The following is a 12966-nucleotide window of genomic DNA, read 5'->3' as shown; positions in this document are numbered from 1 at the left end:
CTGCGATTTCACTGCTCTGCGATTTCGCTGTCGTTCTGTTGTGCGTGGTGCCCACTAGCTGGCGATGGAATCCTTGGCTGCTGCCACCACGGCTTCAGTGGTGATGCCGAATTCACGGAAGAGGGTCTTGTAGTCCGCCGACGCACCGAAGTGCTCGATGGAAATGCTGCGACCACGGTCACCGACGTACCTGCTCCAGGTCAACGCGATTCCGGCCTCAATCGATACCCGGGCCGTGACACTCGCGGGAAGAACGGACTCACGGTACTCGGCGCTCTGCTCGTCAAACCATTCCAGGCAGGGAGCCGAAATCACGCGGGCGCTGATGCCCTCTCCGGCGAGCTGGGCCCGCGCCTCAACGGCCAGCTGCACCTCTGAGCCCGTGGCGATCAGCAGCACGTCGGGGGTTCCGCCGGCCGCTTCCGCGAGCACGTACGCTCCGCGAGCGACGTTGGAGGCCGAGGCGAATGTTTCGCCGGATGCGGCGCCCTCACCGCGTTCGAACACGGGGATGTTCTGCCGCGTCAGGGCGATGCCTGCCGGACCGTTGCGACGTTCGAGGATCGTCTTCCACGCCCACGCCGTTTCTGTTGCGTCGCCGGGGCGAACCACATCGAGACCCGGAATGGCGCGCAGAGTGGCGAGCTGTTCGATCGGCTGGTGTGTGGGGCCGTCCTCGCCGAGGGCGACGGAGTCGTGGGTCCAGACGAAGATCGACGGCACCTTCATGAGCGCGGCGAGACGGACTGCCGGACGCATGTAGTCACTGAAGATGAGGAAGGTGCCTCCGAAGGCACGCGTGTTGCCGTGCAGCACGATGCCGTTGAGGATGGCCGCCATGGCGTGCTCACGGATTCCGAAGTGCAAAACGCGACCGTAGGTGTTGCCGGTCCAGGCGCCAGTGGAATGCTCACTCGGGACGAACGATGCCGCACCGGCGATGGTGGTGTTGTTCGACTCGGCGAGGTCAGCCGAGCCGCCCCACAGTTCGGGGATGACGGGACCCAGGGCGTTCAGAACCTTGCCGGAGGCCGCACGCGTCGACACCGCGGTGCCGGCCGGGAAAACCGGGAGGGCCTCCTCGACGCCGTCGGGCAGGTCGCCGCTGCGGACGCGGTCGAGCAGGACCTTACGCTCCGGGTTCGCTGCCGCCCAGGCATCGAATCGAACATTCCAGTCGGCGTGCTCCTGCGCACCGCGCACGAGTGCCTCCCTGGTGTGGGAGATGACATCGTCGGCCACGTCGAAGGTCTTCTCCGGGTCGAAGCCCAGAACCGTCTTGACTCCAGCGAGTTCCTCGGCGCCGAGTGCAGAACCATGGATTTTTCCGGAATTCTGCTTCTTCGGACTCGGCCACCCAATGATGGTCTTGAGGATGATGAGCGATGGCTTGCCGGTCACGCCCTGGGCTGCGGCGATGGCATCGTTGAGGGCAGCTACGTCCTCGACGTACTCGCCCGTCTTCTTCCAATCCACCGTCTGGACGTGCCAGTCGTAGGACTCGTAGCGTGCTGCGACGTCTTCGGTGAAGGCGATGTTCGTGTCGTCTTCAATGGAGATCTGATTGCTGTCGTAGATGGCGATCAGATTGCCCAGCTGCTGGTGGCCCGCGAGGGAGGAGGCCTCGGACGTGATGCCCTCCTGCAGGTCGCCGTCGCCCGCAATCACGTAAACGAAGTGGTCGAAGGGGCTCTGGCCGACGGATGCGTCCCGGTCGAACAGTCCGCGCTCGAAGCGGGACGCGTAGGCAAATCCCACGGCGGAAGCCAGTCCCTGGCCGAGGGGGCCGGTGGTGATCTCCACGCCGGCCGTGTGGCCGAATTCGGGGTGACCGGGGGTCTTGGAACCCCAGGTGCGCAGTGCCTTCAAATCGTCGAGTTCGAGGCCGTAACCACCGAGGTACAACTGAACATACTGCGTGAGAGAACTGTGCCCGACGGACAAGATGAACCGATCGCGACCGAGCCAGTCGTTGTCGGCCGGGTCACGGCGCATGACCTTCTGAAAGAGGAGGTAGGCGGCGGGGGCGAGGCTCATCGCCGTTCCCGGGTGCCCGTTCCCCACCTTTTCGACGGCATCTGCCGCGAGAATTCGTGCGGTATTTACCGCCTGATCGTCAATGGAATCCCACTGGAAAGCTGCCACGTCACGTAACCCTTCATTCAAACGAAGGCGGGTTGAGCTCAACCCATCCTTTAATAGTTGTGCAATTGTCGGCAAACGTTCTCGCATCGCGGTGCCGCGCCTACGAACGCGGGACTGCATGCAAAATGTCACCCCCAGCGAGTTGGCCCGCATGATGCGGCCATCTCCCACCCGGGGGCTCGCCGAACTACTGTTTCACTGTGGGGAGCAGTACCAGTATAGGGACGAAAGCCCCTTTTTTCGCGAAATGACGTTACATGTCACTTGCGTGGAAGAGCCAAATGGTGATCTACAATTGGTAGAACTGCCTAGCATTCGAGGATTAATGGACGTCGCCCTTCAGACCATCGAGAGAACTCCGCGTACGCTGAAGCGCACGCTCAAGGCCTACGTGTCGTTGACAAAACCCCGGGTCGTCGAGTTGCTCCTGGTCGTGACGGCCCCGACCATGCTCCTCGCGGAGCGCGGGATTCCGAGCCTGTGGCTCGTGCTCGCGACGCTCATTGGGGGAGCCCTGAGCGCAGGTTCTGCCGGTGCGTTCAACTGCTACATCGACCGTGACATCGATCGTCTCATGCACCGTACGCAGAATCGTCCGCTCGTTACCGGGGAGCTCAGCGATCGCGAGGCGCTGATCTTCGCTTACGCGCTGGGCGTGGCCTCGATTGCCTGGCTGTGGATTTTCACGAACTGGCTCGCCGCGGCATTGTCCTTTGCGGCGATCCTGTTGTACGTCGTGTTTTACACGATCATTCTCAAGCGCCGCACCGCGCAGAACATCGTCTGGGGTGGTGTAGCCGGCTGCATGCCCGTGCTCATCGGCTGGGCGGCCGTTACGGGGGACCTTTCCTGGCCCCCGATGATTCTCTTCATGATCATTTTCCTCTGGACCCCTCCGCACTACTGGCCGCTGTCCATGAAGTACCGCTCCGACTATCAGGCCGCTGGGGTTCCCATGCTCGCGGTGGTGCGTGGCCGCGCGCAGGTCGGGCTCCAGGTCATCCTGTACGCCTGGGCAACCGTCGCCTGCTCGATGCTGCTCATTCCCCTGGCGGGGATGGGGCTGACCTACACCTTCGTCGCGATTGTCACGGGAGGGTGGTTCATCTACGAGACCCACCGTCTCTACAACCTCGCCATCCGTCACGAGCACGTCTCGCCGATGCGGGTCTTCCACGGTTCCATCGCGTATCTCACCCTGCTCTTCGTGGCCGTCGGTGTTGATCCGCTCCTGCCGTTCTAGCGCCCGCGCGGTCAACGAGAGAATTGTGTCAAAACCCACAATGTAGTCATACGTATATAGTGGGCCTACACCCTCACCGCGGACCTGGGCCCGCTACCGCGTAGGGCTCGGCACGGCGACATCGTCGCGAGTGTCGGTGTCGGTGCCCCAAAGTCATCGAAGCGAAGTGGGTTTGAAAGTGTTGGATTTTCTAGGGAACAGGTTTGATCAAATCCTGTTCTCAAGCTGGCAGCACTTCAGTCTCGTGGTGCAATGCCTCTTGCTCGCCACTCTCCTCGCCGTCGTTCTCGCCGCGCTCGTGTATCGCAGCAAGAGCCTCAGCGCGGTCGCGAACTCCGTTTCGGCCATTGGACTGACGATTCCGTCCTTCGCCTTCATCGGTCTCCTCATCGCCCCTATTGGTTTCGGGGTCTTGCCGGCCGTCATTGTGGTGACCTTCTTCGCCACGCTCCCCGTCCTGCGAAATGCGGTCGTGGGGCTCTCCGGAGTCTCGCCCGCAATCGTCGAATCGGCCCGCGGTATCGGGATGAGTCGGTTCCGGACCCTGCTGCAGGTTGAGCTCCCGATTGCCTGGCCCGTCATTTTGACCGGGGTTCGGGTGTCAGCCCAGATGGTCATGGGTATCGCGGCAATCAGCGCGTACGCCCTCGGTCCGGGTCTGGGCGGATTCATTTTCTCCGGACTCTCCAGGCTCGGCGGCGCCAATTCTCTTGAATCGGTCCTGACGGGTGTCATCGGCGTCATCGTGCTCGCCCTCATTCTTGATCTTCTTCTCGTCGGCCTCGGCCGGCTGACAACTCCGCGAGGTATCCGTGTCTGAATCAACTACAGAATCCGTCCCATCCATCGAGGTCACCGGTGTGAGCATTCTGCTTGACGTGGTGACGAAGAGATTCCCTGGGCAGGAAAAGCCGGCTGTCGCTGGTCTCACCATGGAGATTCCGGCGGGCAAGATCGTGATGCTGGTCGGACCGTCCGGGTGTGGCAAAACCACGACACTCAAAATGATCAACCGTTTGATTGAGCCCTCGGAGGGCAAGATCGTCGTCGGCGGCAATGACGTGACCGGCATGAACGGTGACGAACTCCGACGCGGCATCGGCTACGTCATCCAGGCCGGCGGCCTGTTCCCCCACATGACCGTCGCCACCAACATCGGCATCGTCCCCAAGATGCTGGGTTGGGACAAGGCCCGCATTGCGGCACGTGTCGATGAGCTGCTCGAACTCGTGTCGCTGGACCCCGCTTTGTACCGCGATCGGTACCCCAATGAGCTGTCCGGTGGACAGCAGCAACGCGTGGGTGTCGCGCGTGCTTTGGCCGCTGACCCGCCCGTGCTGCTCATGGATGAGCCTTTCGGCGCCGTCGACCCGATCACCCGGCTACGCCTGCAAGACGAACTCCTGAGCATTCAGGAGGAACTGCAGAAGACCATCGTTTGTGTCACACACGACTTCGATGAGGCAGTCAAACTTGGGGATTGGATCGCAATCTTCAACGAGGGCGCCCAGCTCGTGCAGTACGACACGCCAGAGCGAATTCTGGCGGAACCCGCCAACGAGTTCGTCGAGGACTTCATCGGGTCCGGTGCCGGGCTCAAACAGCTCACCCTCACCCGGGTGGCCGAGGTGGGGCTGGGCGAAGCCGTTGTCGGTAAACCGGGGGAGCGGGCCGCAGACGTGCTGAGCCGGGCAGAGACGGCCGGGCATGGCCACGCGGTCATCGTGGACGAACGCGACCGTCCGATCCAGTGGCTCTCGCTGCGCCAGCTGGAGCGTTTGGAGACAATTACGAACGTCCCCGACCCGAAGCTTCCCGTCGTCGGCTACCGGGCGACCCTGAACGATGCGCTGGATACGATGCTCGTATCGAGCGCCGGAGCCGCGCTCGTGACCGGACGCCGGGATATGTTCAAGGGCGTCATCAACGTAAAAACGATCATGGACGCGATTACGAAGGCGCAGGGCGCCGCAGCCGTGCAGTCGGCGAATGCGCCGGTGGGCCTGAACACCGGCGTCTTCCAGGCTGCAGCCGCCGCCACTACTGGTGAGCCGGCCCAGCCGTGAGCACCGTCGTGACCGGTTCGCCCGTGACCACCCTTCCGGCCGTCGTCCCGACGCTGGCCCGGACGCGCTGGCTGGCGTGGAGGGGCCTCGTCTTCCAGCTCGCCGGTATCCTCGCCGCCTTCCTGGCACTGGTCGTCTGGCTGCTCACCGCCAAGCTCACTCCCACGGAGCTCAACACGCTGGCCCCCGATGCGCTGTGGGGGTACACCGTTGAGCACCTCCAGCTCACGCTGCTCGCCGCTGTCATCGTGCTGGCCCTTGCCATCCCCGTTGGCATCCTGCTCACTCGGCGCCCCCTGCGCCGTTTCACCGGACCGATCCTCGCCCTCGCAAACGTCGGGCAGGCCGCCCCGGCGGTTGGTGTGGTCGTTCTCCTGGCCTTCTGGCTCGGCTTCGGATTCTGGGCAGCCACCGTGGGTCTGGTGCTGTACGCGGTACTCCCGGTACTGCGCAACACCATGGTGGGCCTGCAGCAAGTGGACCCGCGTTTGGTGGAGGCGGGTCGCGGAATGGGTATGAGCGCGACTGCGGTTCTCTTCAAGGTCGAGCTGCCCCTCGCGGTTCCGGTGATGCTGTCCGGCATTCGGACGGCACTGGTCCTGCTCGTGGGCACGGCCGCACTCGCCACCTTCATCAATGGTGGGGGGCTCGGAATTCTCATCACGACCGGCGTCAATCTCAATCTCACGGTCGTTCTCGTGACCGGTGCCGTGCTTGTTGCCCTGCTGGCCCTGTTGATCGACTGGGTCGGACGCGTCGTTGAACACGTCGCTCGCCCGAAGGGAATCTAAATGTCTTCGAAGTACCGTCGCTTCTCGCTCGTGGCCGGAGTCCTGACCGTTGCAGGGCTGGCGCTCTCCGGCTGTGGTCTACAGCCGGCGACCGCGTTCGTTCCCGCGCTCGGCCCGGGGTCGATCACACCAGTTTCCGGCGTCGATGGCGCGGAACTGACCGTCACGTCGAAGAATTATACTGAGCAGCTCATCCTGGGGAAGATCGCCGTGCTTGCCGCATCCGCAGCGGGATTCACGGTGAACGACCTGAGCAACGTCCCCGGCAGCCAACCCGCCCGTGAACTCATTCTGTCGGGGCAGGCAGACCTCCTGTGGGAGTACACGGGAACGGCCTGGCTCACGTACATGGGACAGACCACGGCCATTCCGGACCAGCAGGAGCAATGGCAGGCCGTGTACGACATCGATATCAACAACGGTCTAACCTGGGGTGCTCCGGCGCCAATGAACAACACCTATGCGTTGGGTGTGCGGAGCGAGGCGGTAGCCGAGCTCGGTGGAATCACCACGATGTCCGAGCTCGCTGCGCTTCCGGTCGAGGACCGCACATTCTGTGTCGAGGCCGAGTTCAACTCACGACCCGATGGCTTGAACCCGATGCTCGAGCACTACGGGCTGACGAGGGGAGCCGCGGACGGTGTACCGGACGAGAACGTGGGAATCTACGACACCGGCGCCATCTACAGTGCGACGGACAGCGGTGCGTGCAACTTCGGCGAAGTCTTCACGACCGACGGGCGTATCGATGCCCTCGACCTCTCCGTGCTGGAGGACGACCTCGGATTCTTCCCGGCGTACAACGTTGCCCCCGTGTTCTTCACAGAGACGCTCACGCAGTATCCCGAGCTGATGGACGTCTTCGCCCAGATATCCCCGAGCCTCACGAACGAGGTTCTGCGCTCTCTCAACCGCAAAGTCGACGTCGATGGCGAGGAACCCGCCTACGTGGCGTTCGAATGGATGAAATCCGAAGGGTTCATCACCGATCCCGCGTAACCGCACCGCAACCTCGATCCACCGGTCGACGTGAGGCCGTAGCGACCCGTTGAGCAGAAAATACCCTCTTGATCAGGGGGAATAGTTGTTACCCCAACAACTATTCACCCATCAGGAGGGCATCTCTTGGCTGAGCTGTTCCATAGGTCCAGCTCGGTGCCTGACTATTCCACCACCATGGCGACCAACGGGTGTAGCTTCAGCCGTGACGGGATGACGCCGTCTCTCCACGAGCATGATGGAAAGGGAAACCTCCATGGAACGCGTCCGCGGAAAAGTGGCACTCATCAGCGGTGGAGCCCGAGGGCTGGGAGCCTCGCAGGCCCGGCTGCTCGTTCAGGAAGGCGCGAAGGTCGTGCTGGGCGACATCCTCGATGATGAGGGCACAGCCCTCGCTGCGGAACTCGGCGACGGCGTTCGGTTCGTTCACCTCGACGTCACGAAACTCGACGACTGGGAGGTCGCGGTCAGGACCGCGGTCGACACCTTCGGCTGCCTCGACATCCTGGTGAACAACGCCGGCATCGTCAACTTCGGCCCCATCGAGGAGTATACGGTCGAGTCGTGGAACACGATCATCGCGATCAACCTCACCGGCGTGTTCCTTGGCATTAAGGCAGCAACCCTCGAGATCACGAAGTCCAGGGCCGGATCGATCATCAACATTTCGTCAACGGCTGGACTACACGGATACGAAGCGCTCCCCGGTTACACCGCCGCCAAGTTCGGCGTGAGAGGCCTCACCAAGGCGGTCGCACTCGACCTGGCCAGGTACAACGTTCGCGTGAACTCCGTGCACCCCGGTGCGATCAGAACGCCGATGACTGAGGGGCTCGACCTGCCGCAGAATCACGTCGCGCTGCACCGCATCGGTGAACCCCGCGAAGTAGCCAACCTCGTGCTCTTCCTGGCCAGCGATGAATCAAGCTTCTCTACCGGTGCGGAGTTCGTTGCCGACGGCGGCGAAACCGCTGGCCTCTCCCACTACACAGACCACGCCCCCTGGGCAACGCCCCGCGAGTAGTTGATTCCAGGTCCCCGCTCTCATCGAAGAGGTCGCCGGTGCGTGTCGTGTGTGTCCCACCGCGGCCATCCACCACCTGACCACCCCGCCCAATGCCGCACAACCACTACGCAACATCACCGGCCGGTGGGCCGGTGGATCGACGCTTAGAGGCGGCGAGTCAGCACGGGTTCGATCTTGTCGACGTCTGCCTCGTGCAGCACGACCGTGACGATTCGCCCGCTGATGGCTGCGGTCGTGGCCCGAAACCGGGCCACGGTGACGGCAATTGCGGGGTAGAGGTTCTGTTCGACCTGAAGGTCCGCCTTCTGGGCCCGGGACTGCTCGACCTGATTCTGTTGGCGTGTGTGCAGGTCTGCCCACTCCTTGGACCCGAATTCATGCGGGTTCTTGGTGTGGTTCATGACGACGTACTGTAGGTGCTGATTGAGCGCGTCACGGATCGGATCGCCACCGCGTTTTGTTGACCCAGACCGGTCGGTGAAGACGAATCCGCGCAACTCGGCAAGTCCCACCGGGCCGACCGGTGAATCCTCGAACCAGAAGTTTCCCGTTCGGTCGGCAAGCCAATAGTGCGCTTCCGCCTCCAGGGTGACGCCATGGGACGAGTACCAGTCCCAGCCCCGCTCCTGAAGTCGTGGCTGGGGTACGAATCCGAATATGGGCGGCCCAAATTCCACCAGACGTGACTCATCGTCCGGCGGTTCCCAAACGGCTCTCTCGACGAGATGCATGCATGGAGAATACACCGGGTCTGCCTCGTGGTGTCCGAATTTTCCGCCGGAAACAGGGAATTCCTCCCGGCTCAGGACATCGAGCGGCGGGTGGACGCCCCGGTGCGGATCGGGTTGTTCGCGGCCTGCCCAGCGGCATCCGTTTGCTTGAGGTGGAGAATGACGGCCGTCATCGACGCGGCCAGCACGCAGGCGAGCACCATGTGGATGCCGACGAGCAACGGCGGCAGTCCCAAATTGGCCTGCACGAGACCGCCGGCGATCTGCAGGAGTTCGACGCCGAGCAGAAGCGCGACCCAGCGCCGCATGGGTAAGCGGGCACGGAACACGAAGACCAGCAGCGTGAGGGTCAGGGCGAGGGTCAGGTAGGCCGGCCAGCTGTGAACGTGTTGCAGAAGCTCCGAGTTCAATCCGTTCCGCGGTGCCTCCGCGTCGCCGGCGTGGGGGCCAGAACCCGTGGTGAGAATACCCACAATGATGGTCACCAGAACCACCACGCTCGTCACGTACGCCGTAATCAGAACCCTGCGGGGCACTGCGAGGGAGCGAGGCGCATTGCCGGTGTACACGCGGTGCACGAATGCGGTGCACAGCGCGACGAGCAGCACCGAAATCACGAAATGAAATCCCACTACATACGGATTGAGCTGCGTGAGCACGCTGATCCCGCCGATGACCGCCTGAGCCGGAATCCCGAGTCCGGCAAGAAGCGTCAACCGAAAGAGGTCAGGTCGCTCACGTCGGAGCCGCACGACGGCGAGGAAGGCGACGATGGCGAGCAGCCCGAGCGCCACGCCCAGCAAACGATTTCCGAATTCGATGACCCCGTGGATGCCCATTTCCGGGGTGTTCACGATCGAATCGGCCGTGCATCTTGGCCACGTTGGGCACCCGAGCCCGGAACTCGTCAACCTGACGAGGCCTCCCGTACCCACGAGCAGGATCTGCGCCACGAGGTAGATCCACGCGATCATCCGCGTGCGCGAGTCGATGACGGAGGGCAACCATGACGACATACGATTCATCGGTTCAGCTTTCTGTTCTGCGTTCCAGGAGGGGTGCGCATGTGAATACCCCGGCAAGCACAACAATCGCTGCGAACAGCCTGTAGAATCGGGGTTCCACGTAATTTCATGAGTGCACGCCAGTTGGCCGCGCTAACGAAAACGTGGTCCGTGAATATTCTAGGTTCGCAATGAAGCTGTCCACGCAATCCATTCTGTTTCGTTCCCCCAGTCCAGTTTTTCGACAGGGAACGATTCGGGAATGACCGGACTAATATCCGGGTTGTTGTGGGTAGAGAAGAGGTAAATATGTCGGATGTTCTGCTAGACCGCCCCGACCTTGAAGGGTTGGGCACGTACGAATTCGGATGGGCCGACTCGGACAAAGCCGGGGCATCCGCTCGCCGCGGAATTTCTCCCGAGGTCGTCACGGATATTTCCAATCTGAAGTCTGAGCCCGATTGGATGCTGCAGCGACGCCTTAAGGCCCTGCAGCTCTTCGAGCGCAAGCCGATGCCCACCTGGGGCGCCGATCTGTCTGAGATCGACTTTGACAACATCAAATACTTCGTGCGCTCCACGGAGCGGCAGGCCCAGACCTGGGAAGACCTGCCCGACGATATCAAGAACACGTACGAAAAATTGGGTATTCCCGAAGCAGAGCGCCAGCGCCTCGTTTCCGGTGTCGCCGCCCAGTACGAGTCCGAAGTTGTATATCACACGATCAATGAGGAACTCGAAGCTCAGGGCGTCATCTTCATGGACACCGACACGGCGCTCAAGGAGCACCCGGAGTTCTTCGAAGAGTACTTCGGCACGATCATCCCCTCCGGCGACAACAAGTTCGCTGCGCTCAACACCGCAGTCTGGTCGGGCGGATCGTTCGTCTACGTCCCGCCCGGAGTGCACGTCGAGATCCCGCTGCAGGCGTATTTCCGCATCAACACGGAAAATATGGGCCAGTTCGAGCGCACACTGATCATCGCCGACGAGGGCAGCTATGTTCACTACATTGAGGGCTGCACCGCACCGATCTACAAGTCTGACTCGCTGCACTCTGCCGTGGTGGAGATTGTCGTGAAGAAGAACGCTCGCGTTCGGTACACGACCATCCAGAACTGGTCCAACAACGTCTACAACCTCGTTACCAAGCGGGCCACGGCCGGCGAGGGCGCGACGATGGAGTGGATCGATGGCAACATCGGTTCCAAGGTCACCATGAAGTACCCGTCCATCTACCTGATGGGCGAGCACGCCAAGGGCGAGACGCTGTCCGTGGCCTTCGCCGGCCCCGGTCAGCACCAGGACGCTGGTGCCAAGATGATCCACATGGCGCCGCACACGCAGTCCTCCATCGTGTCCAAGTCCATCGCTCGAGGCGGCGGACGCAGTGGCTACCGTGGTGAGGTCCGTATGGACGCCACCGCACACCACTCGGCCAATACAGTACGTTGCGATGCGCTCCTCGTCGACACCAAGTCGCGATCGGACACCTACCCTGCGATCGACATCCGTGTCGACGATGTGCAGCTGGGTCACGAAGCGACCGTGTCCCGCGTGAGCGAAGAACAGTTGTTCTACCTCATGAGCCGTGGAATGCCCGAAGATGAGGCCATGGCCATGATCGTGCGCGGCTTCATCGAACCGATTGCCCGGGAGCTCCCAATGGAGTACGCCCTTGAACTCAACAAGCTCATTGAAATGGGCATGGAAGGATCTGTCGGCTAAATGTCCGCAGCCACTGCGCCAACTAAGGGCGCTTCAACAGCCATGCCCACTGCGGCTACAACCGAACCTGCCAAGCCTGTCAAGGTGAGCAAGCACGCGGACGGACGCTTCGGCTACGTACCCGTGCAGACCCGTTCGGCCCGATTCAAGAGCACAAACGTCGCCGACTTCGAAACCGTCACCGGTCGCGAAGCCGTCTGGAAGTACCTTCCGGTAGCAAAGTTCACCGATCTTCTCGCGGGTGACCTTGATGGTTCCCCGTATGAGATCGAGTCGACCGACAGCACCGACGTGAGCGTTGAGTGGGTCGAACGCTCCGACGGTCGCATTGGTCTCGCCGGCGCGCCGGAGGAGCGCGCCTCTGCGAACGCCTGGACCGGCTTCGAGAAGGCGCTGGCCATCACCGTGAACGGTGAAGAGGCCAAAGAGATCACCATCACGCGCGCTGCGCTGGGTTATGCCCCGCGTGCCGCGCACACGATCATCGAAGCCAGGCCGTTCAGCCAAGCAACGGTCATCCTGCAGAACTCAGGTGAAGCCAGGCTCACCGAAAACGTCGAGATCATTCTCGGCGAATCGGCGAACCTCACCGTTGTGACGGTTCAGGAATGGGACGACGAGGCGGTGCACCTCAGCAACCACTTCGCATCCGTGGGTCGGGACGCCCGCCTCAAGCACGTTGTCGTTTCGCTCGGTGGTCGCATCGTTCGCGTGAGCCCGTCAATTCGCCTGGCCGGAAGCGGGTCGGACACCGACCTGCTCGGTCTCTACTTCGCCGATGCGGGTCAACACCTCGAACAGCAGGTGTACGTGAACCACGATGCTCCGCAGAGCCGCAGCCGCGTCAACTACAAGGGCGCCCTGCAGGGGAAGGCTGCCCACACTGTGTGGATCGGCGATGTGCTGATCGGCAGCAAGGGTACCGGCACGGACAGCTACGAGCAGAACCGCAACCTCGTGCTCAGCGAGGGCACTCGGGCCGACTCCGTTCCGAACCTGGAGATCGAAACCGGCGACATCGTCGGTGCCGGTCACGCCAGCGCCACGGGACGTTTCGACGACGAGCAGCTCTTCTACCTGCAGTCTCGCGGTATCTCTGAGGAGGAAGCGCGCCGACTGGTCGTTCGCGGATTCCTCACGGAAATCGTACAGAAGATTGGCTCACCCGAACTCGAGGCTCGCCTGCTTCTCGCCATCGAAGCAGAGCTCGTCATCACGGACGGAAAGTAATC

At 62.3% G+C, this 12966-nt stretch carries 11 protein-coding genes; 8 read left to right on the top strand and 3 right to left on the bottom strand.

Features of this window, described 5'->3' with window-relative positions; translation table 11 throughout:
• Positions 1-54: 54 nt before the first annotated feature.
• A complete protein-coding gene (gene tkt, locus EDD25_RS00970; protein WP_134171623.1) occupies positions 55-2145 on the bottom strand; it encodes a transketolase in 2091 nt (696 codons plus the stop codon).
• A gap of 325 nt (positions 2146-2470) precedes the next feature.
• On the opposite strand from tkt, the gene EDD25_RS00965 reads away from it, so the two are divergent.
• The 6 genes from EDD25_RS00965 to EDD25_RS00940 all read left to right on the top strand — a co-directional run bounded on the left by EDD25_RS00965 (position 2471) and on the right by EDD25_RS00940 (position 8268).
• A complete protein-coding gene (locus tag EDD25_RS00965; RefSeq protein WP_134171622.1) occupies positions 2471-3388 on the top strand; it encodes a heme o synthase in 918 nt (305 codons plus the stop codon).
• 178 nt (positions 3389-3566) lie between these two features.
• Complete coding sequence (locus tag EDD25_RS00960; protein ID WP_134171621.1) at positions 3567-4208, top strand: ABC transporter permease; 642 nt, start codon at positions 3567-3569, stop codon at positions 4206-4208.
• Positions 4201-5454 (top strand): ATP-binding cassette domain-containing protein, encoded by a 1254-nt coding sequence (locus tag EDD25_RS00955; protein ID WP_134171620.1) that lies wholly within the window; start codon positions 4201-4203, stop codon positions 5452-5454. Before EDD25_RS00960 ends, EDD25_RS00955 begins: the two co-directional genes overlap by 8 nt.
• Before the next feature lie 23 nt (positions 5455-5477).
• A complete protein-coding gene (locus EDD25_RS00950) occupies positions 5478-6245 on the top strand; it encodes an ABC transporter permease (RefSeq protein ID WP_241986329.1) in 768 nt (255 codons plus the stop codon).
• Positions 6246-7244 carry a glycine betaine ABC transporter substrate-binding protein gene (locus tag EDD25_RS00945; protein WP_134171619.1) on the top strand — a complete coding sequence of 333 codons (999 nt, stop codon included), beginning with the start codon at positions 6246-6248 and terminating at the stop codon, positions 7242-7244.
• A 256-nt stretch (positions 7245-7500) separates the two neighbouring features.
• A complete protein-coding gene (locus tag EDD25_RS00940; RefSeq protein ID WP_134171618.1) occupies positions 7501-8268 on the top strand; it encodes an SDR family oxidoreductase in 768 nt (255 codons plus the stop codon).
• Positions 8269-8414: 146 nt separating this feature from the next.
• Here the strand turns inward: EDD25_RS00940 and EDD25_RS00935 are convergent, their stop codons facing one another.
• Positions 8415-9002, bottom strand: coding sequence for a hypothetical protein (locus EDD25_RS00935; RefSeq protein ID WP_134171617.1), 588 nt, complete (start codon positions 9000-9002; stop codon positions 8415-8417).
• Positions 9003-9073: 71 nt separating this feature from the next.
• Complete coding sequence (locus EDD25_RS00930) at positions 9074-10027, bottom strand: COX15/CtaA family protein (RefSeq protein ID WP_134171616.1); 954 nt, start codon at positions 10025-10027, stop codon at positions 9074-9076.
• Between the two features lie 288 nt (positions 10028-10315).
• On the opposite strand from EDD25_RS00930, the gene sufB reads away from it, so the two are divergent.
• Entirely contained in the window at positions 10316-11734 is a 1419-nt protein-coding gene (gene sufB / locus EDD25_RS00925) for a Fe-S cluster assembly protein SufB (RefSeq protein ID WP_134171615.1), read from the top strand.
• Between the two features lie 42 nt (positions 11735-11776).
• Complete coding sequence (sufD, locus tag EDD25_RS00920) at positions 11777-12964, top strand: Fe-S cluster assembly protein SufD (protein WP_134171614.1); 1188 nt, start codon at positions 11777-11779, stop codon at positions 12962-12964.
• Positions 12965-12966: the final 2 nt, after the last annotated feature.

This window comes from Cryobacterium psychrophilum (assembly GCF_004365915.1).
GTDB lineage: Bacteria > Actinomycetota > Actinomycetes > Actinomycetales > Microbacteriaceae > Cryobacterium > Cryobacterium psychrophilum.
This window is presented reverse-complemented; position numbering and strand designations above follow the sequence as displayed.

Bases quoted from the DNA above. Each gene is read 5' to 3' on its own strand.
- EDD25_RS00940 (WP_134171618.1), top strand. From the start codon at position 7,501: ATGGAACGCGTCCGCGGAAAAGTGGCACTCATCAGCGGTGGAGCCCGA.
- sufB (WP_134171615.1), top strand. From the start codon at position 10,316: ATGTCGGATGTTCTGCTAGACCGCCCCGACCTTGAAGGGTTGGGCACG.
- EDD25_RS00965 (WP_134171622.1), top strand. From the start codon at position 2,471: ATGGACGTCGCCCTTCAGACCATCGAGAGAACTCCGCGTACGCTGAAG.
- sufD (WP_134171614.1), top strand. From the start codon at position 11,777: ATGCCCACTGCGGCTACAACCGAACCTGCCAAGCCTGTCAAGGTGAGC.
- EDD25_RS00935 (WP_134171617.1), bottom strand. From the start codon at position 9,002: ATGCATCTCGTCGAGAGAGCCGTTTGGGAACCGCCGGACGATGAGTCA.
- EDD25_RS00930 (WP_134171616.1), bottom strand. From the start codon at position 10,027: ATGAATCGTATGTCGTCATGGTTGCCCTCCGTCATCGACTCGCGCACG.
- EDD25_RS00945 (WP_134171619.1), top strand. From the start codon at position 6,246: ATGTCTTCGAAGTACCGTCGCTTCTCGCTCGTGGCCGGAGTCCTGACC.